An 18,187-nucleotide genomic window follows, 5' to 3' on the forward strand; every position below is an offset into this window, starting at 1 on the left:
CGGGGCAACCGCCGGACGGTCGGCGAGCGCGTGCCGCGACGGACCCGTACCGGTCCGGTCGACGTCGTGACGGAGGCCGAGAATCCCTCGCGGTCACGGCGCTGGGTGATCCCATGACTGCGCTGTGCGACCGGTCTTGACGAACGGGGCGGGACTCGGCACTCTCGGCGGTATGGCCTGGACAGAGCATCGGCTCGACCCCGACCGCAGCCGTCGCCGGTTGCAGCTCCTCGCCGAGCTCGCCGGGGCGAAGTCGGTGCGCGAGCGCGAACATCCTCGACGTGCCCGCGCCGATCGGCTGCGTGAACTGATCGCCACCCGCCGCCGGCTGGCGGGCTGAGCGGCCGACGACAGGCAGGCGAAGCGCCGACCCTGCCCACTTCGATTCCCCGGCTCTCCTTCGGGGCGTTGCGTGGGCTCGGCTGGATACGACCGGATACCGTCACGCGTGACAGAGGGCCGGCTGTGGATCGAAAAGTCGGCTGTGTGGTGCGGCTGGGCGCCGCTGGGTAATTGGGGGGACCGTGTCGTACTTCGCTGCGGCCGTGGTGCGCCGCCCGTCCGGCTGGACCGCGGCTGAAGTTGATCTCAGTGGCGCCGGCGACATCGACGAGGTCGCCGACCTGCTCCGCGACGTCGACCAGGATGCCGAGATCTCCCTGCTCTTCGTCGAGTCCGACGACGCCTACCTGGCCGTCATGCGGCTGGACGAGGGCGAGGATCTGCGGGTCTTCGGTTCGGACTCGGCGTTCGCCGAGGAGTCGCGGCTCGGTGCCCTGCTGGTCGGCGACATCAAGGCTCCGGCCCTGGAGATCGACGATGTCGTCGAGCCGGTGGAGCGCGCGGCGGGCGGGGCCGACGACGACGAGGACGCCGACGAGCCCACCGTCGATCCGGACGCCGATCCGGTGGGTGACGCCGACCTTCTCGCCGACCTCGGCATCTCGGCCCACCGCCTGCTCACGCTCTGCGCGCACGAGGGGATGCTGCCGGCCGACGTGACGGCGGAGATCTGCCAGGTCATCGGCTGTGCCACCGAGGTCGAGGAGCTTCGCGAGGCGTGACCGGCTCGGCAGGCCGACGCTCCGGCGGGTCCGATGTGCCGGGCGGGCCCTCGATCGGGCGCCGGCACCGGCACGAGGCGTGGATGCGCCGCGCACTGGAGGTCTCCGCCGCTCCGGCCGGCGCGTCGTCGGGCGTGCCGTCGTCGGGCGTGCCGTCGTCGGGCGTGCCGGAGGCGGCGGCCGAGGCGCTGGCCGGCGACGTCCCGGTCGGCGCGGTCGTCTACGGACCCGACGGTACGGAGCTGTCGAGTGCCCGCAACGAGCGCGAGTCGACCGGCGATCCCACCGCACATGCCGAGGTGCTGGCCCTGCGCCGGGCCGCCGCTGTCGTCGGTGCCTGGCGACTGACCGGCTGCACCCTGGTCGTCACGCTGGAGCCCTGCACGATGTGCGCGGGTGCCCTGGTGCTCGCCCGGATCTCCACACTCGTCTTCGGTGCGTGGGAGCCGAAGACCGGTGCCGTGGGCTCGCTCTGGGACGTCGTACGCGACCGGCGCCTCAACCATCGCCCGGAGGTCTACGGCGGCGTACTGGAAGCCGAGTGCGCTGCCGCGCTCCGCGCCTTTTTCCGCTGACTGTTGACCGTGCCGCTGGCGCGGTCCGGTCGAGGACACACGGATCTCCGGCGTATCCCGGAGGTTGTGCACACCCTTGTGGATAACCTTGGACGCCTGTGGAAAACTCTCGTGTCGGGTGTTGTCGCCGGCAACCGCGCAGGGCCGTCACCGGACAGGTCGGCGCAGAATGCGACCAGGCGTGCTCAGCTCGGAGAGCGACCAGGCGTGCTCAGCTCGGAGTACGGGACGTGTGGGGCTGTGACCGGCGGCCACTGCGAACCCGGTTGCCACCCTGGCTGCGGCCCCGCCGGCCGCGGCTCCGGTTGCAGCGCCCGTTGTGGCCCTGGCTGCGGCTCGGCGCCGATCGGCGACTCGACCGGCAGCAGCACCGTCACGACCAGCCCGCCGCCGTGCCGGGGCTCGGCCCGGACCGACCCGCCGTGCGCGGTGGCGACCGCCCGCACGATCGACAGCCCCAGCCCGAAGCCCCGTCCGCCACCGACCCGCTCCTGACGTAGCCGGCGGAACGGCTGGAACATCGTCTCGACCTCGTACCCCGGCACCACCGGCCCGGTGTTCGCCACCACCAGGATGGCCCAGCCCTGCATCGTGCCGGTGTTGACCCAGACCTGACCGCCGGCCGGCACGTTGTGCCGGACCGCGTTCTCCAGCAGGTTCTGGGTCAGCCGCTCCAGCAGCACCGGATCACCGGCGGTGCGCGCCGGCTCCAGCTGCCGGTGCACAGGCAGCTCCGTCCGCAGCTGCTCGGCGACGTGGCCGACCACCTCGCGCAGGTCGAGCGGGGTGCGGTCGACCACCTGCTGCTCCGAGTCGGCCAGGGTCAGCAGCCCGTCGATGAGCCGTTCGTGCCGCTCGTTGACGGCCAGCAGCGTCTCACCGAGCTGCGTCAACTCGACCGGTGCGCCCGGACGGGTGATCGCCAGCTCCAGCAGCGACCGGTTCACCGCCAGCGGCGTACGCAGCTCGTGCGAGGCGTTGGCGACGAACCTCCGCTGCCCGTCGAAGGACTGGTCCAACCGCTCCAGCATCAGGTCGAAGGTGTCGGCAAGCTCCTTGACCTCGTCCCGGGGGCCGTCCAGCGCGATCCGCTCGTGCAGCCCGCGGCCGGCGGTGTCGGCGCCGGCGATCCGCCGGGCGGTGCCGGTGATCTGGTGCAGGGGTTGCAGCGCCCGGCCGGCGATCAGCCAACCGAAGGCGAAGGCGGTCGCCGAGACCAGGGCAAGCGCGATACCACCCTGGGTGAGCAGCGTCTCCAGCGCGTTCTGCCGGGCCTCGTCCTGGACCTGCCGGGCGAAGATCCGGAGCTGTTCCGCGTCGCTCGGGCTGATCACCCGGTCCGGGCCCGGCTCCGGCAGCCGGGACGCGTTGAAGGCGACCCCGAAGGTGCCGGGCATCCGCTGCTCGACGAGTACGTAGGTGACGGCGAGCAGGACCACGCCCGCGAGCAGGAAGAGGCCGCCGTAGACGAAGGTGAGGCGGGCCCGGATGGTCAGTCGTTTCACCGGATCTGATACCCCACTCCCGGCACGGTCTCGACGATCTGTGGTTCGCCGAGCTTGCGGCGCAGCTTCATCACGGTCACCCGCACCACGTTGGTGAACGGGTCGATGTGCTCGTCCCAGGCCCGCTCCAGCAGCTCCTCGGCGGAGACCACCGCGCCGCCGGCCCGCATCAGCTCGGCCAGCACCGCGAACTCCTTGCGGGAGAGTGCGACGTGGCGGCCGTCCCGGTATACCTCGTGCCGGGCCGGGTCGACCACCAGGCCGCCCCGGGTCAGCTTCGGCGGGGCCGCCGGTCGGGCCCGCCGGATCAGCGCGTGCACCCGGGCGGAGAGTTCGACAAGCGCGAACGGCTTGATCAGGTAGTCGTCGGCACCGAGCGCCAACCCGGCCACCCGGTCCCGTACGGCGGCCGCGGCGGTGAGCATCATCACCCGGGTCTCGGCGCCGCCCTCCACGATCGCCCGGCACACGTCGTCGCCGTGCACCACCGGCAGGTCGCGGTCGAGCACCACGACGTCGTAGTCGTTGACGCCGAGCCGTTCCAGGGCGGCGTCGCCGTCGTACGCGACGTCGACCGCGAACGCCTCCCGGCGCAGCCACTCGGCGATGGCGTCCGCCAGCAGCCTCTCGTCCTCGACCACCAGTATGCGCACCGTCCCATGGTGACTCGGCGCCGGATAACCGGGCCGTAAACGTCGACGGTTACGCCCCGGATACGCGCCTGCGGCTTGACTTTGTCCGTATCGGCCGGCGAACCGCGCCGGCCCACGGAAGGAGTTGTGCCATGCGCCGACGAATGTCGGGCATCTGGCTCGCCCTGCCCCTCCTCGGTCTCGCGCTCGCCGGCTGTGCCCGGGCCGACGACGGGCCGGGGGTGGCCACCGCCCAGGGGGGCGGCGGAGCCGGCCCCACGGCGAGCGCCAGTGCCGCAGCCATGAGTGACGAGGACCGCCGCCTGGAGTTTGCGAAGTGCATGCGGGAGAACGGGGTCGAGATGCCGGACCCGGAGCCGGGCGAGGGTGGGATCCGGATCCAGCGCCGCCCCGGTGACGATCCGGCCAAGACGCAGGCGGCGATGGAGGCGTGCCGCCACCTGCTGCCCGACGGCGGCCAGGTGCAGCTCAACCCGGAGCAGGTGGAGCAGTTGCGCAAGATGGCCACGTGCATGCGGGAGAACGGCGTGCCGGACTTCCCGGACCCGGGACCGGACGGCACCATGCAGCTTCCCGGCCGGGGCGCGCTGAAACTGGACGATCCGACGTTCCAGGCCGCGATGGAGAAGTGCCGGGGCGAATTCCCGATCCGGATCCGGGGTGGCGGCCAATGACGGCGGGCACCTCCATGACCGGAGCCGGCCCTTCCGGGGAGGGGCCGGCCCCGGCCGCTGCCGAGCCGGCGGCGGCAGCTCCGGCGGCCACAGCGCCGGCCGGCACAGCGTCGGCCGGCACAGCGTCGGCCGGCACAGCGTCGGCCGGCACGGGACCGACAGCCACGGGACCGGCCCCGGCCAGTGGCAACCGGCCGGGACGGCGGCGACGGGGTGGCCGTACCCGGGCGGTGGCGGTGGTGACGACCGCCGTCGTGGCGGTCGCGGCCGGAACCGTCGCCGCCGTCGGATTCGGCGGCGACGATCCGGGTACGGCGACCGCCAGCACCCTGCCACCGGCGAACGCCCAGGTCACCCGGCAGACACTCGTCGACTCGGAGACCGCCGGCGGTGAACTCGGGTACGGCGAGACCCGCACCGTCACGGCCCGCACGGGAGGCACGGTCACCTGGATGGCCGCCGCCGGTGCCCGGATCACCCGGGGCAAGCCGCTGTACGCGCTCGACGACGCCAAGGTGGTGCTCCTCTACGGGAGCCTGCCCGCCTACCGGACGCTCCGTCCCGGCGACAGCGGGGACGACGTCGCGCAGTTCGAGAAGAATCTGAGCGCCCTCGGCTACGACGGCTTCACCATCGACGACGAGTACACCTGGGCGACGGCCGACGCGGTGCGGGAGTGGCAGGAGGACCTCGGTCTCGACGAGACCGGCCGGGTCGAGCTGGGCCAGGTCGTCTACGCCGGCCGCGAGGTGCGGGTGGAGAGCACCGAGGCGGAGGTCGGCGACGCCGTGCAGCCCGGCGGGGCGGTGCTCGGCTACACCGCCACCACCCGGGTCGTCACCGTCTCACTCGACGTGGACGACCAGCGGCTGGCCGAGCGCGGCGCCAAGGTGACGGTGACCCTGCCGGACGGAAAGGAGGTGGCCGGCACCGTCGCCGCGACGGAGACCGTGATCGAGACCAGTACGGGCGCCAACGGCGCCCAGGGCGAACCGGAGACGAAGATCGAGGTGACCGTCACCGCCGCCGACCCGAAGGCCCTGGCCGGGTTCGACAGCGCCTCGGTCGACGTCTCCTTCACCGCCGCCCAGCGGGAAGATGTCCTCACCGTCCCGGTCGCGGCGCTGCTCGCTCTCGCCGAGGGCGGCTACGGGGTCGAGCTCGTGGAGGGCGACGCGACCCGGATCGTGGCGGTGCAGACCGGACTCTTCGCCGCCGGCCGGGTAGAGGTCTCCGGCGACGGACTGGCCGAGGGCGCGACCGTGGGGATGCCGAAGTGAGCCGCCGCTCGGCAGCGGCGACCCCGGGCGCCGGGACATCCGTCGGCACCACCAACGGGACCACCAACGGGACCACCAACGGGACCGTGGTGCGCGGCACCGACGGCGTCGTGGTGCTCGACGGCGTCACGAAGGTCTATCCCGGCGGCGTCCGGGCGCTCGACGGGGTGACCCTGACGATCCGCCCGGGCGAGCTGGTGGCGATCGTCGGGCCGTCCGGCTCCGGCAAGTCCACCATGCTGCACCTGATCGGCACCCTCGACCGGCCGTCGACCGGCCGGGTGCACATCGACGGGTACGACGTGGCGACGCTCTCCGACCGCCAGCTCTCCGCACTACGCTCCTCCCGGATCGGGTTCGTCTTCCAGCAGTTCCACCTGGCGCCGGGCGTACCGGTGCGGGACAACGTGGCGGACGGGCTGCTCTACGCCGGCGTACCCCTCGGGCCGCGGCGGCGGCGCGCGGAGGCCGCGCTAACCCGGGTGGGTCTCGGGCACCGGCTGGACCACCGGCCGCACGAGCTCTCCGGCGGCGAACGGCAGCGGGTGGCGATCGCCCGCGCCGTGGTCGGGAACCCGGCGATACTGCTGGCCGACGAGCCGACCGGCAACCTCGACTCGGTCTCCGGCGCGGGCGTGCTCACCCTGCTGCGCGAGCTGAACGCCGCCGGTACGACGGTCGTGGTGATCACGCACGATCGGGAGATCGCGGCGAGCCTGCCCCGGCAGGTGCAGATGCGCGACGGCCGGGTGCTCCCGGACAGCGCCGACGGCCGGGTGCTCCCGGACAGCGCCGACGGCCGGAAGCTCTCGGGCGGCGGCGGCCGATTCGTGCCGATCGCGTCGAGCGGGGTGGCCTGATGTCCGGGACGGTCGAACAGGATCGGTCGGCGTCCGGGACGGTCGAATCGGGCCGACCGGCGTCCGGGACGGTCGAGCCGGGCCGGTCGGCGTCCGGTGTCGACGGCGGGACGCGGCCCCGGCTGGTGCCGGCCCGGCTGCGCCCCCGCGACATCCTCCGGGTCGGCGGGGTCGGGCTGCGCACCCGGCCGCTACGAGCGTTCCTCTCCGCGCTCGGCATCGCGATCGGCATCGCCGCGATGGTGTCGGTGGTCGGCATCTCGTCCTCCTCCCGCGCGGAACTGGACCGGATGCTGGACGCGCTCGGCACCAACCTGCTGACCGTCGCCCCCGGCAACACGCTCTTCGGCGACAGCGCGCAACTGCCGGAGGAGTCGGTGTCGATGATCGGCCGGATCGGTCCGGTCCAGCAGGTCTCCGCCACCGCGCTGCTCTCCGAGGCCCGGGTGTACCGCTCGGACCGGATCCCCGAGGTCGAGAGCGGCGGCATCGCCGCCCGCGCGACCCGGCTCGACCTGCTCGACACGGTCGGCGGGAGCGTCGCCAGCGGCACCTGGCTGAACGAGGCGACGGCGCGCTACCCGGCCGTCGTGCTCGGGGCGACCGCCGCCGAACGGCTCGGGCTGGGCAGCGCCGGACCGGACGTACAGGTCCATCTCGGCGGGCGGTGGTTCACCGTCGTCGGGATCCTGGCGCCGGTGCCGCTCGCCCCGGAGCTGGACCTCTCCGCGCTGGTCGGCTGGGGGGCGGCGGCCACCTACCTGGACTTCGACGGGCACCCGACCACCGTTTACACCCGGTCGGCCGAGCAGTCGGTCGAGGCGGTGCAGGCGGTACTCGGCGCCACCGCCAACCCGGAGGCGCCGAACGAGGTCAAGGTCTCCCGGCCCTCCGACGCGCTGGAGGCGCAGCAGGCCACCGACGAGGCCTTCACCGGGCTGCTCCTCGGGCTCGGCGCGGTCGCGCTGCTGGTCGGCGGGGTCGGGGTGGCGAACACGATGGTGATCTCGGTGCTCGAACGGCGTGCCGAGATCGGGTTGCGCCGCTCCCTCGGCGCGACCCGGGGCCAGGTACGCACCCAGTTCCTCGCCGAGTCGCTGCTGCTCTCCGCCCTCGGCGGGGTCGGCGGGGTGCTGATCGGCATCGCGGTGACCTCGGGCTACGCCCTGTCCCGGGACTGGCCGACGGTGGTGCCGAGCTGGGCGATGCTCGGCGGGGTCGGCGCGACCCTGCTGATCGGCGCCTTCGCCGGACTCTATCCGGCGATCCGCGCCGCCCGCCTCGCACCCACGGAGGCACTCGCCACCCCGTAAGGGTGCAAGGAAGGGCCCCCGCTTATCGTTTTCTGTTGTAGCGGGGGCCCTTCCTAACTCCTGTCGGGGGTCAGCTGACGATCGTGTCGAGGGCGATCTCGACCATCTGGCCGAAGGTCTGCTCCCGCTCGTGGGCGGTGGTCTGCTCGCCCCGCTTGATGTGGTCGCTGACGGTCAGCAGCGTCAACGCCCGCGCCCGGAACCGGGCCGCGATCGTGTAGAGCGCCGCCGACTCCATCTCCACCGCGAGGACGCCGTAGTCGGCGAGCGTGTCGTAGAGGTCGGGACGATCGGTGTAGAAGGCGTCGGCGGCGAGGATCGGGCCGACCCGCATCGCGATGCCGCGCCGCTCCGCCACGTCGACCGAGGTACGCAGCAGCCCGAAGTCGGCGACCGGGGCGTAGTCGATCAGCCCGTCGAAGCGCATCCGGTTCATGTTCGAGTCGGTCGACGACCCGCTCGCCGCGATCACGTCGCGGAGCTGGAGGTCCTCGCTGAGCGCGCCGCACGAGCCGACCCGGATCAGCGACTTCACGCCGTACTCGTTGATCAGCTCGTGGGCGTAGATGGAGGCGGACGGCATGCCCATCCCGGAGCCCTGCACCGAGACCTCGGTGCCGGACCAGCGGCCGGTGAAGCCGAGCATCCCGCGCACCGTCGAGTAGCACTTGGCGTCCTCGAGGTAGGTCTCCGCGATCCACTTGGCCCGCAGCGGGTCGCCCGGCATCAGGACCCGCTCGGCGATCTCGCCAGGCTTGGCGCCAATGTGCGTACTCATGTGAGGTGATCCTGCCAGGTCGGCCCGCTCGATACCGCCGCGACGTCGCCCGGCGGCGTCGGGTACCCTTCTCGGCGGTGGTGTGTCCGAGTGGCCTAAGGAGCACGCCTCGAAAGCGTGTGAGGGTTTACGCCCTCCGCGGGTTCAAATCCCGCCGCCACCGCCACTGAACAGCCAAAACGCCCGGCGGGTCGGAAATGACCTACCGGGCGTTCGGCTTGCGGTCTCAGTTTTGGTCTCAGTTGCCGCTCAGGCGGCCGGTACGCGCACCCCGGCGGCGCCCTGGTCGTCATCGTCGGGCGGATCCTTCGGAGCCTCCCAGAGCAACCCGCCGATCCGCTTCGCGATGTCCCGGTGGACCTGTGTCGTCAAGTGCTGGTAGCGGACGGCCATCGCGGAGTTGGACCAGCCCATGATGCCCATCACGGCCCGCTCCGCCACGCCGAGGATCAGCAGCACCGTGGCGGCGGTGTGCCGGGCATCGTGCAGTCGGCCGTCCCGGAGTCCGGCCAGCTTGAGCATCCGCTTCCACTCGTCGTAGTCGGTTCGTGGGTTCACCGGCTCACCGGTCGGCGTGGCGAACAACCAACCGCCGTCGTACCAGAGCTGTCCGGCGTTCTGGCGCTCCTGGTCCTGCTCGTCCCGGTGCTTGCGGAGCAGGGCCACCAGCTCGTCGGGCAGCCCGATGCTGCGGCGGCCGGCGCGTGACTTCGTGTCGGCGGTAGCGGCCCGGGTCAGCTGCCGGTCCGGGCAGTGTCCGCCGTGCTTCCGGCCGCACGGTTCGGCGCAACCGTGCCGCCACTTCGGGAGGTGATAGAGGCTGACGTGGGTGTAGTGCGAGAACACCCACCGGCCAGCCGTGACCAACTCGACCCGGGAGCGTAGCCACGCGGGGACGATCGGGCGGCGGGTCGCGGTCTTGCCCGCCAGCACCGACGCGAACGCCGACGGCGCCGGTACGTGGGGCGGGTCGACCGGCGGCGGCGTGTCGGTCTCCTGGTCGTCGGCTTCGTCGTCGAGGTCGACGATGAACGCCTTCCCGCTGTCGGTGGGCTTGCGGCGGCGGGCGGCCAGGTCGACGACCTCGGCATCGGCGGACAGGTCCGCTTCGGCGGCCGTCCAGTCGAACCGATCATCGTTGGGGGAGGTCATGATTGGTGTTCCTCCATCAGGGGTTTGGTGATCTCGGGATGGCAGGGCCGGCGGCGCGGCGAAGGTTTGCGAGGCCAGAGGCCGCGCCGCCGGGCGAAGTCAGGACTCGTCGCGGGTGTGCAGCAGGTGGGCCAGGGCGGCGCCCATGCCGAGCACCGCGACCGGCAGGCAGGCAACGAGGGTGGTGATCCACCACGGGGCCGAGGTCACCCCGGCGGACTCCATCAGGTGGTACGCCACCTGTCCGGCCGCGCCGAGCAGCAGCGACCCGATCGCCGACCAGGCCGCGAACCGGCGTGCCCGGCGGGGTACGCCGTCGCCGGACAGCCACGCCCGCAGTGCGTACGCGGCATAGGCTTCGACACCGACCGGCAGGGTGATCGCGGTGTTCAGGGAGAATCTGTCCCAGATTCCCGGCAGCGGGTGAACCACCCCGAACCCGGTGAGTTCACCGAGTCCGACCCACCCCGACCAGATCGCGACGAACGCGGGAGCGGCGAGCAGCAGCAACACCCACGACCGCATCGGCTTCCGCGCCGCTGGAATCGGGTTGGTGGTGATCGTGGAACCCGGGTGTCCGGCCACCGCGACCGGCGCAGACACGTCCGGCTCGTTGACCGGCTCGGCGGGAATCGGTGACGGTTCGGGCTCGGTCGTCGGCTCGGCCGGAACCGGGTCCACCGCCGGAACCAGCGGGGTGTCAACCGGCGCCGCAGCGGGCGGGGCGGTGGAGGTGAAGTTGGCGGTGGTGAGGGCTTCCCGTAGCGCGGTGGCCTTCGGCGAACCCACCCGCAGCTCCCGCATCAACAGGTTCCGGGACGGGACCCGACCGAGCTTGTCGGCCAGGGCGCGGGCAGCGGGAATCAGGTCTTCGACAGCGCGGGGGTAGGCGCTCATGGTCGGCGTGGTCATCAGGCCACCGCCTTCCACACGCGCGGCGCCTCGGTCAGCAGTTCGCCCAGGGCGGCGGCTTCCCGCATCACCCGCTGGTCGGCCCGGCGGATCCGGCGCCGGTCCAGCGGCGACGGGCCACCGTCGGCGTTGAGTGCGATGATCTCTGCGTCCAGCAGCGCCAACTCGGCCTCGATCAGCGGCCACTCACGGTCGATCGCGGCCAGGTCTTGGGTGTGGGTTCGTCATCGGCGGACAGATGGGTGTGCACGCGAACTCCCTGCCTCTAGAAGCGGAAGCAACTGGCTTGAGCCAGTCGACTGGCTTGAGCCAGTTTGGGAGGCGCGGCGAACATCTGTCAAGAGGTGGCTTGAGCCAGTTGCGGTAGTGTGGTGCTGGCAGGGACCACCGACCCAGGCAGGCAAACCATGGACGAGCAGTCCGGCACAGACAAGCGCCCACCGAGCCGACGCATCGCCGATGACCTGCGCACCAGCATCCAGACGGGCGCGCTGGCGTCCGGCGCCAAGCTGCCGTCAGAGCGGGAGCTTGCCGCCCAGTACGGAACCGCACGGAACACCGCCAGGGAAGCGATAAGCATCCTGCAAGGGGAGGGCCTGGTCGTGGCGCAGCACGGCCGGGGCGTCTTCGTCCGCCCCCGGGCACCCCTGATGCGACTCGGCGCCAACCGCTACTCACGACGACTCCGGAGCGAAACGGGTCTGTCGCCGTTCCGCATCGAAGTCACCAAACAGGGCCGGACGCCGAAGACCGAGTGTCGGTCCGTCACCCGGGACACGCCGCCCGCAGACGTTGCCGACCGGCTCGGCCTCGACCCGAACACCGCGACAGTCATCCGGCGAGAGAACTGGTACTTCGCCGACGACGAACCGGTACAGGTAGGCGTGACCTACATCCCCATCGATGTCGCCGGTGAGTCGCCGCTCGCCTCAGAGCGGACCCTCGGCAAGGGCAGCATCTACGCACGGTTCGAAGACCTCGGCTACCGGATCACGCGCATCCGGGAAGAGATCTCGGCCAGGATGCCGTACCACGACGAATCCACCGGCCTCGCCATGCCGCCGGGTGTACCGGTCATCGAGGTACTACACACCAGCTTTGACGAACAACATAGGGCGTTCGAGGTCACCCGCTTCGTCATGCGCGGTGACCTCAACGGACTGGACTACGAAATGCCCGTCGAGGACTGACGAAAGGTGCCTGATGAGTCGCGGCAGTCTCGTTCGGCTGCTGATGCTCGCACTACTATGGGGGTCCGGATTCCTCTGGATCAAATTGGCGCTACGCGGCTTCTCCCCGGTCCAGATCGTTCTTGTCCGTCTCGCTCTCGGCTCACTCGTCCTCATCCCCATAGCACTTCACCGAGGTCTACGGCTCCCGGCGGACCGCAAGACATGGGGACACCTGTTCGTCGCCGCACTGGTCGCTAACGCGATCCCGTACACCCTTTTCGGAGTCGGTGAGCAGACCGTCGATTCCGGCGTGGCGGGGGTCATCAACGCCACCACACCCCTCTGGACCGCGCTGTTCGCCTACGTCGCTGGAACCGACCGCGTAGCCACCTGGTCACGAGGCATGGGTTCAACACTCGGCTTCGCCGGAACCGTGCTCATCTTCACGCCGTGGGAATCGGCAAGTGAGATAGCCAGCTGGGGAGGGCTGGCAATCCTCGCCGCCTCCGCCAGCTACGGCATCTCGTACGTCTACATGGGCCGATTCCTCACCAACCGGGACATCCCCCCAATCATGCTCTCCGCCTCACAGCTCGCGGCCGGAACCATGCTCATGGTCCTGGCGCTGCCACTCGGCGGACTCACCGCGCCGCACTGGCGCCTTGACGCCGTCATCAGCCTCCTGATCCTCGGCACCCTGGGTACAGGCGTGGCCTACGTGCTCAACTACCGGCTGATCAGCGACGAGGGTCCGACCCTCGCCTCCACCACGACCTACCTCCTGCCGGTGGTCGCCGTCGTCCTCGGCGCCCTGGTCGTAGCCGAGCCCGTCACCGTACCGATGGTGCTCGGCATGCTCCTCGTACTTGGTGGCGTCGCACTGACACAGCGCCACGCGCCAAGACTCATCACCCGAGAACGCGACTCGGCGACCACCCGGAACGGTGCCCCATGACTGTCGTTGACTTGGGGTTCGCCCGCCTCATGCGAGAACTTCGACAGGGACAGGGCCTGTCCTTCCGTCGACTGGCAAAGATAGTCCACTACTCACACACATACCTATGGGACATCGAAACCGGTATCAAACAACCCACGCCCCATGTCGCCGAAGCGCTCGACAGAGGTCTGAACGCAAACGGTCGACTCGCGCAGCTGGTCGCCGTCGAGTCACAAGTAGTTTATGTGGCGAATACTTCACCACCCACAGCGCTCAACTCAGACTCCGTTTCACACAGCGTGGACGTTCAAACAGCGGGATCAGCGCAGCGAATGTCGGGCAGTCAACCCCCGCACAGCAGCGCATCCCAATGGGCACAGGCAGCAAGCCTGCTCTATGAAATCTTCGTTCGCAACCGGCCACCCCTCATGCGCCTCTGCGCCGAGCGATATTCGAGAAGTCTACGACGAAGAACGGGCGCATCACCGTTCCGCATGGAAGCGACAACACAGGGTCGCGCGCCACGTGCGGAATGCTACGCGATATCACGACAATCGGCACCGAGCGAAATAGCCGGACTGCTGTCCCTGGCGCCAGGCGAACAGGTCGTCTGCCGGGAGAACCGATACTATGCGGATGAAGAACCCGTCCAACTCGGCCAAACATACATCCCGTTGGAAATCGCGAAGTTGTCGGCACTCTTCGAGAAATCGAACTTAGGTCCGGGTGGGCTCTTCGAGAGATTAGAGGAGCTCGGGTACCGTGTGGCGCGGATTAGGGAACAGGTAACTACCCGCTTTCCCACCCGCCAGGAAGCCCTTGCCCTCAAGGCGCCACCCTACGTACCCGTGATCCTCGTACTGCACACAGCCACCGACGACAACGGCACGCCTTTCGAGGTGACCCGCTTCACCATGCGCTCCGACCTCATGACGGTCCAGTACGAAATTCCGCTGGGCGACTGACTGAAAACAGAGCTCGTCCGCATACACATCGGCGAACACTTCGTCACTGGTCATTGCCTCTCGCGATCGGAAAGCTTAGGGGCACGGCGCGGTTGCCTAGCGTCCCTCGAGCCGATGGTTCCGCATCGACGTTAGGGCCAGCGGAAAAGGTGGTCCGGCTGCGTGACTAGGGCTCCGCAGCCGGATCTGCGCCCCTGCCCGAAGGAGAGGCGTGCACTCGATGACACAGCAGGCCAGGGCCTGGGTGACAAGGTGGAGCGCCCTACTGGACATACGACCTTGTCTCAGGCCCTGGCCCGCTCCACGGTGTGTGGGTCGGCGGCAGACGGGATGGCACACGGGGCGATGTTGCGGAACCCGCCGTCCCTAATTCACCAGAGCGTCTTCGCCTTCAGCAACGCCAGTGGGATTGGGATCGGCAGTGGCCGGCCTGCATAGCGGCCGCGTCCAGCCATCGATCAAGCTAGCGAGCTGGACACTGTTGGGCGACCTGGTTACGCGTCCGCCGGGACTAAGCATTAAAGAAACGGTGCCGGCACAGGGAGTATCGGTCCCATGCAGGCCAAAGTGGCATCTCTCCGTCACCTGCGTGCACACGATGCCGATGTTGTGTTGGGCAACAAGCTGAACTGTCGATGGTAGAGGGTGGCCGTACGTATTGTTACTTCCCGCGCTGAATACCACGAGCGAAGGCTCTACGGCCTCGAGTAGTTGCTGGTCGTCGACATGTCGTTCCGTGTGCCTCATTGCGCCGTGGTGTGGCCACTTGAGGGCGTCGGACCTGATCGAGGTTCCCTCAGACAGGATTCGGCTCCAGACTCGGCCGTCTGCGTCGCCTCCCACAAGTACCCTCGTGCCGTTGGCCTCGATTGCAACCACGCCGCTAGCAAGATTTCGGTCGAAGGAAGAAACAGCGTAGAGTAACTGTCGATAGGATGGGGCTAGTAGTTCGAAACGAACCGCTCCAACCGCCCCAACAAAACCCTGCCGGGCGTCACTGAACTCGATGTGGTTGTAACGGTTATCTCGCAATCTTCGAAGGGTAGCCAATACGCGGCCTTGCTTCCCATGAGCCAACAGCGTTTCATGGTTGAAACGCAACGCCTTGGTTTCGCACTGATCTAAGACTCCAATAATGCCGCCGAAGTGATCTAGGTCCCAATGTGTGATTAGCGCGAGCGCTAGCTTACATGCGCGTTCGCGAAGGGCTTGCGCGACAACATATTCCCGGCCACCCGGACAGTCAATCAGTATCGCCTCTTTAGTTGCATGATCGACGACAAGGGTCGCATCGCCTTGGCCGACATCTAGGAATAGAATCTCGACGTTGACCTGTTCGGTGGAATCGGGAGATACAGAAGATCCCGGCGGCTTGCTCATCCACGTTCCCTCCCTGTCACCGATTCAGTTGGCGCCACTCACGGCCGGATGGGCGTCGTGGTAGGCGGGGTCTTGCATCAAGGTTTCGGCGTCAACCCAGCTTTCAGGCTGGTAGAAGTACTGCCCGTCTGCAAGTGAAGCCCCATCTGGAATAAGAACGTCGAAGGTTGCGCCAGGGCGGCACAGTGCAGCCGGCAAGCTGGGCGGCGGATCAATCCACACGCCCTCAGACGAAGTAATGCCAATAATCTCGATCAACATGCGCTGATCGCTAACCTCATGCACGACGCCAAACCTAGACCGAGGCTCGCCGCTGTTGCTTGGCGCGGGAGCGGTCGGGCGTCGGTACCGGTAACCTCCCTCGGGCGCCACAAAATCCGACAGGCGATGCTTCAGAATTGCTTGCACGGCTGAGGAAACGTCCAAGGATTCCCAGACAAGCTCGTCAATGTCACGAGTGATGCTGCCTAGAGTTCGGGAGTCGGACGCAGCTCTAAACCCTTTTCGCCCAAGCTCGGCCAGTGCTGCCCAGTCCGATTGCCGAGACGGGGAGGGGATACTCAGGACGTCTGCCGTGCTGATGTTTCTCTCAACAGCGCGTTCGTCGATCCAGCACGACGCGAAGGCGGAAGAGAGGAAGGCCATCAGACCAAAGAGGTACGTCTCATTGTCATCGTATGGAATAACCATGTGCATGCTGTTCCTGACCAGCACCCCGAGGTCGTCGAGTCCTGCCCACATTCGCCAAGGGGTGTCGGGACCACTGGCTGCAGGGGCAACAACCTTCCGGCGCCCCAAGCCGGCTGCACCGCGACCCGTTTGGAAGTCCTCAGGAAACCGCATTGGTTTCAGCTGCTCTCCGGCCACCTCGGCAAATGGACGCATGTCGCGGAGACGCGTAAGATACAGGCAGTTCGCCTCTCCTACAGTTCGACCCGCGAATCCGGCCACAGGTTGGGGCCCTGCTGTCACGGTCGCAACAGAGGAAAGGGTAGAAACCTCGCGCCCGACAAAGGAGGCGGTCAGCAAACCGGAGAGCAGCGGACCGGACTCAGGAATTTTGTCCGGGTCAGCTAGGTAAGCTTCCCCGCCAGATAATCCTCGATAAAATGAGTCAAGGCTCGACTTGCGGAAGACTCTACGGAAGAGAATAGGACCCTTGCGAGAAGGTGTAGACGCTTGTTTCTGCGCGAACAGCACCGTCGGCGCCATGTTTCCCGACTCGAAGGATCCCTTAGGGAGACGCCATACCTCAAATATGTCGCAAAATTCGCGGAAGGCCGACCTTGCTTCCCTACTACTTCTGTTGCGAAGCCAGCCAACCGGCAACACGACTGCAAGCAAACCCCCTGGGCGGAGGCTATTCAGCATCCATCTCAGGAAGTCGTCTGCAGCCTCTGCTCTGCGACCGTGGACCGTGTTCGTGTTCCTCCAAGGAGGATTCGCTACTACGATGGATGGTCTGTCGGCTTCAACAATGCGCTCATGCAATGCGTCCCGCTGCCTTACGTCCCACCCATTACCCGCTGGCATGGCGTGAAGTAGAAGGCTTAGGCGAGCGATCTCTACCGCAAACGCATCGGTATCGAAACCCCGTAAGTGCTCTGCCAGGTCGCGATGGCTCTGGGCTAGGTTCCATTCCGCAGGTTGAAGAGCTCGCAAACGGTCATGTGCCGCAAGCAAAAGACTTCCCGAGCCGCAGGTTGGGTCTAGCACAGATCTGTCGCCTGGTGGGATTAGTTCGACCGGCAGTTCCGCCAGCATCCGCCGAGACAATCCAGGAGGCGTGTAGTGGGTGCCTAGTTGTCGCCTTGTGATGTCGCTGACAAGAGTGCTCTCGTAAACTCCGCTCAGGACGAGTGGGTCCAGGCTCCTGAAGTTAATATCTCCGCCCAATCCGGCAACGGCGCCGGTCAAGCCGTCCAATTCCAGCGGGCTTAATGCCTGCACCCACGAAAACTCGTCTGGATACCTTTGTAAAATTGTATCGAGCAGAGCCCCAGCAGAGAGTTCGGGGAAATCCTCCTTATCCCTGAGGACTAACGCTGCGAGCGCGCCTACCACCAGCCTGGAAGCTTTCTTGTGGGACCTCTCCAATGCATCTCGTTCAGGGTTCACTTCGCGTTCGTAGCCGAGGTGATCGAAGGCGGCAATCAAAGCCCTCTCGACCCGTGGCGCCAGACGGTCCTCGGTCGCTTGCCGTGCGTAGTCCAACAAGGACACGTCGATTGGAAAAAGGCCGGGTTGACGGCTTCCGGTCTTCATCTCGAAGATGTGACGTGGACTTAAATGCTCTCGAACATCCGTCGCTAGGCTTAGGTCGCCAAACGGGATATCGACAAGCCGATGGGTTCCACCGTCCCGCCTCACAGTCGCCAAAGCTAGTCCCGCTGAATCAGCCAAGCCGACGACCGGTGCGGCGAGAGATCTTCCGATTTGGGCGGCCTGGCTCCACACGTCCTCACTCGGGCCCTGAGCGAACTCGACGACTAGAGCAGCCGTGCTCATGTCCTTCGGCTCGCTGCGGCTGAACGCCACGAGGTCCGCCTCGACCTGGCGGTCGCCGAGCCAGACTGTGTACTCATGCTCGATGAGGTCAGAGCCGTAGCCGAGTAGTCGCAGTGTGTCCAGGAGCTGCCGTGTCTGCGGCCTGCTCTTCGCCTGTCTCCTCTGCCGCATACCAGAAGGGTCGCACACGGATGACGATCAGCGCAGTATCGATACTCCCACAAATTTTAGGTAGTTACCCAGCTCGGCACCTGCCATCGCTACCTCGTGCGGTCGAACTTCCCGGTAGGTTTCCACCACCGGCGCCGGCTGCCGCGATCTGAAGGGCCGACCAAGTCGGCGCGGATCGCGGCCCTTAGCGCGGCCACAGCTTCGACCGCTGCCACCCACCCTTTTTGCTCCGGCAGGACAAAATCCCAATCGGTCCGGCCGAGGTCCGAGCGCGCATGCGTCCGCTTC

The 18,187-nt window shown here is 68.0% G+C and carries 17 protein-coding genes, 1 tRNA gene and 1 pseudogene; 11 read left to right on the plus strand and 8 right to left on the minus strand.

Annotated features, from left to right (window positions below; genetic code table 11):
* The first annotated feature begins 172 nt into the window (after window positions 1–172).
* The 3 genes from ACN27G_RS32565 to ACN27G_RS32575 all read left to right on the plus strand — a co-directional run bounded on the left by ACN27G_RS32565 (window position 173) and on the right by ACN27G_RS32575 (window position 1,639).
* A complete protein-coding gene (locus ACN27G_RS32565) occupies window positions 173–340 on the plus strand; it encodes a hypothetical protein (RefSeq protein WP_421496488.1) in 168 nt (55 codons plus the stop codon).
* A gap of 184 nt (window positions 341–524) precedes the next feature.
* Window positions 525–1,064 carry a tRNA adenosine deaminase-associated protein gene (locus tag ACN27G_RS32570; protein WP_421496489.1) on the plus strand — a complete coding sequence of 180 codons (540 nt, stop codon included), beginning with the start codon at window positions 525–527 and terminating at the stop codon, window positions 1,062–1,064.
* Window positions 1,061–1,639, plus strand: coding sequence for a nucleoside deaminase (locus ACN27G_RS32575; protein WP_421496490.1), 579 nt, complete (start codon window positions 1,061–1,063; stop codon window positions 1,637–1,639). Before ACN27G_RS32570 ends, ACN27G_RS32575 begins: the two co-directional genes overlap by 4 nt.
* Window positions 1,640–1,824: 185 nt before the next feature.
* On the opposite strand, the gene ACN27G_RS32580 is transcribed toward ACN27G_RS32575, so the two are convergent.
* Window positions 1,825–3,144: a sensor histidine kinase gene (locus ACN27G_RS32580; RefSeq protein WP_421496491.1), complete on the minus strand. Its 1,320-nt coding sequence runs from the start codon at window positions 3,142–3,144 to the stop codon at window positions 1,825–1,827.
* Window positions 3,141–3,797: a response regulator transcription factor gene (locus tag ACN27G_RS32585; RefSeq protein WP_421496492.1), complete on the minus strand. Its 657-nt coding sequence runs from the start codon at window positions 3,795–3,797 to the stop codon at window positions 3,141–3,143. Before ACN27G_RS32585 ends, ACN27G_RS32580 begins: the two co-directional genes overlap by 4 nt.
* A 131-nt stretch (window positions 3,798–3,928) precedes the next feature.
* Here ACN27G_RS32585 and ACN27G_RS32590 point away from each other — a divergent pair, with 131 nt between their 5' ends.
* The 4 genes from ACN27G_RS32590 to ACN27G_RS32605 all read left to right on the plus strand — a co-directional run bounded on the left by ACN27G_RS32590 (window position 3,929) and on the right by ACN27G_RS32605 (window position 7,924).
* Window positions 3,929–4,471, plus strand: a complete 543-nt coding sequence (locus tag ACN27G_RS32590; RefSeq protein WP_421496493.1) for a hypothetical protein — start codon at window positions 3,929–3,931, stop codon at window positions 4,469–4,471.
* A 230-nt stretch (window positions 4,472–4,701) separates the two neighbouring features.
* Window positions 4,702–5,751 carry an efflux RND transporter periplasmic adaptor subunit gene (locus ACN27G_RS32595; RefSeq protein ID WP_421496494.1) on the plus strand — a complete coding sequence of 350 codons (1,050 nt, stop codon included), beginning with the start codon at window positions 4,702–4,704 and terminating at the stop codon, window positions 5,749–5,751.
* An 89-nt stretch (window positions 5,752–5,840) separates the two neighbouring features.
* Complete coding sequence (locus tag ACN27G_RS32600) at window positions 5,841–6,611, plus strand: ABC transporter ATP-binding protein (protein WP_421497546.1); 771 nt, start codon at window positions 5,841–5,843, stop codon at window positions 6,609–6,611.
* Complete coding sequence (locus ACN27G_RS32605; RefSeq protein WP_421496495.1) at window positions 6,611–7,924, plus strand: ABC transporter permease; 1,314 nt, start codon at window positions 6,611–6,613, stop codon at window positions 7,922–7,924. The genes ACN27G_RS32600 and ACN27G_RS32605 overlap by 1 nt, the downstream gene beginning before the upstream one ends.
* Window positions 7,925–7,994: 70 nt before the next feature.
* On the opposite strand, the gene deoD is transcribed toward ACN27G_RS32605, so the two are convergent.
* Window positions 7,995–8,702 (minus strand): purine-nucleoside phosphorylase, encoded by a 708-nt coding sequence (gene deoD / locus ACN27G_RS32610; RefSeq protein WP_421496496.1) that lies wholly within the window; start codon window positions 8,700–8,702, stop codon window positions 7,995–7,997.
* A 76-nt stretch (window positions 8,703–8,778) separates the two neighbouring features.
* On the opposite strand from deoD, the gene ACN27G_RS32615 reads away from it, so the two are divergent.
* A tRNA-Ser gene (locus ACN27G_RS32615) sits at window positions 8,779–8,868 on the plus strand.
* 83 nt (window positions 8,869–8,951) lie between these two features.
* Here the strand turns inward: ACN27G_RS32615 and ACN27G_RS32620 are convergent.
* The 3 genes and pseudogenes from ACN27G_RS32620 to ACN27G_RS32630 form a co-directional block, all read right to left on the minus strand.
* Window positions 8,952–9,509: pseudogene (locus ACN27G_RS32620) on the minus strand (tyrosine-type recombinase/integrase); the annotation flags it as partial.
* A gap of 444 nt (window positions 9,510–9,953) precedes the next feature.
* The gene (locus tag ACN27G_RS32625; RefSeq protein WP_421496497.1) at window positions 9,954–10,766 is read right to left on the minus strand and encodes an ABC transporter permease; all 813 of its coding nucleotides are present in this window, start codon (window positions 10,764–10,766) and stop codon (window positions 9,954–9,956) included.
* Complete coding sequence (locus ACN27G_RS32630; protein WP_421496498.1) at window positions 10,766–10,930, minus strand: DUF6284 family protein; 165 nt, start codon at window positions 10,928–10,930, stop codon at window positions 10,766–10,768. Before ACN27G_RS32630 ends, ACN27G_RS32625 begins: the two co-directional genes overlap by 1 nt.
* Before the next feature lie 243 nt (window positions 10,931–11,173).
* Between ACN27G_RS32630 and ACN27G_RS32635 the strand changes: the two genes are divergently transcribed.
* From ACN27G_RS32635 to ACN27G_RS32645, 3 genes are read left to right on the plus strand one after another with little or no spacing between them, the layout of a single operon-like run.
* The gene (locus ACN27G_RS32635; RefSeq protein ID WP_421496499.1) at window positions 11,174–11,956 is read left to right on the plus strand and encodes a GntR family transcriptional regulator; all 783 of its coding nucleotides are present in this window, start codon (window positions 11,174–11,176) and stop codon (window positions 11,954–11,956) included.
* A 13-nt stretch (window positions 11,957–11,969) separates the two neighbouring features.
* Window positions 11,970–12,893: a DMT family transporter gene (locus ACN27G_RS32640; protein WP_421496500.1), complete on the plus strand. Its 924-nt coding sequence runs from the start codon at window positions 11,970–11,972 to the stop codon at window positions 12,891–12,893.
* Window positions 12,890–13,840 carry a UTRA domain-containing protein gene (locus ACN27G_RS32645; RefSeq protein WP_421496501.1) on the plus strand — a complete coding sequence of 317 codons (951 nt, stop codon included), beginning with the start codon at window positions 12,890–12,892 and terminating at the stop codon, window positions 13,838–13,840. Before ACN27G_RS32640 ends, ACN27G_RS32645 begins: the two co-directional genes overlap by 4 nt.
* A gap of 366 nt (window positions 13,841–14,206) precedes the next feature.
* On the opposite strand, the gene ACN27G_RS32650 is transcribed toward ACN27G_RS32645, so the two are convergent.
* Window positions 14,207–15,220 (minus strand): ComEC/Rec2 family competence protein, encoded by a 1,014-nt coding sequence (locus ACN27G_RS32650; protein WP_421496502.1) that lies wholly within the window; start codon window positions 15,218–15,220, stop codon window positions 14,207–14,209.
* A 24-nt stretch (window positions 15,221–15,244) separates the two neighbouring features.
* Window positions 15,245–17,899 carry an N-6 DNA methylase gene (locus tag ACN27G_RS32655; protein ID WP_421496503.1) on the minus strand — a complete coding sequence of 885 codons (2,655 nt, stop codon included), beginning with the start codon at window positions 17,897–17,899 and terminating at the stop codon, window positions 15,245–15,247.
* Window positions 17,900–18,187 lie beyond the last annotated feature (288 nt).

It is taken from the genome of Plantactinospora sp. WMMB334, assembly GCF_049179095.1.
GTDB lineage: Bacteria > Actinomycetota > Actinomycetes > Mycobacteriales > Micromonosporaceae > Plantactinospora.

What these genes read in the sequence shown, in the direction of transcription:
- ACN27G_RS32565 (WP_421496488.1), top strand. Translation starts at nt 173, where the DNA reads ATGGCCTGGACAGAGCATCGGCTCGACCCCGACCGCAGCCGTCGCCGG.
- ACN27G_RS32590 (WP_421496493.1), top strand. Translation starts at nt 3,929, where the DNA reads ATGCGCCGACGAATGTCGGGCATCTGGCTCGCCCTGCCCCTCCTCGGT.
- ACN27G_RS32605 (WP_421496495.1), top strand. Translation starts at nt 6,611, where the DNA reads ATGTCCGGGACGGTCGAACAGGATCGGTCGGCGTCCGGGACGGTCGAA.
- deoD (WP_421496496.1), bottom strand. Translation starts at nt 8,702, where the DNA reads ATGAGTACGCACATTGGCGCCAAGCCTGGCGAGATCGCCGAGCGGGTC.
- ACN27G_RS32625 (WP_421496497.1), bottom strand. Translation starts at nt 10,766, where the DNA reads ATGACCACGCCGACCATGAGCGCCTACCCCCGCGCTGTCGAAGACCTG.
- ACN27G_RS32635 (WP_421496499.1), top strand. Translation starts at nt 11,174, where the DNA reads ATGGACGAGCAGTCCGGCACAGACAAGCGCCCACCGAGCCGACGCATC.
- ACN27G_RS32640 (WP_421496500.1), top strand. Translation starts at nt 11,970, where the DNA reads ATGAGTCGCGGCAGTCTCGTTCGGCTGCTGATGCTCGCACTACTATGG.
- ACN27G_RS32645 (WP_421496501.1), top strand. Translation starts at nt 12,890, where the DNA reads ATGACTGTCGTTGACTTGGGGTTCGCCCGCCTCATGCGAGAACTTCGA.
- ACN27G_RS32650 (WP_421496502.1), bottom strand. Translation starts at nt 15,220, where the DNA reads ATGAGCAAGCCGCCGGGATCTTCTGTATCTCCCGATTCCACCGAACAG.
- ACN27G_RS32655 (WP_421496503.1), bottom strand. Translation starts at nt 17,899, where the DNA reads ATGCGGCAGAGGAGACAGGCGAAGAGCAGGCCGCAGACACGGCAGCTC.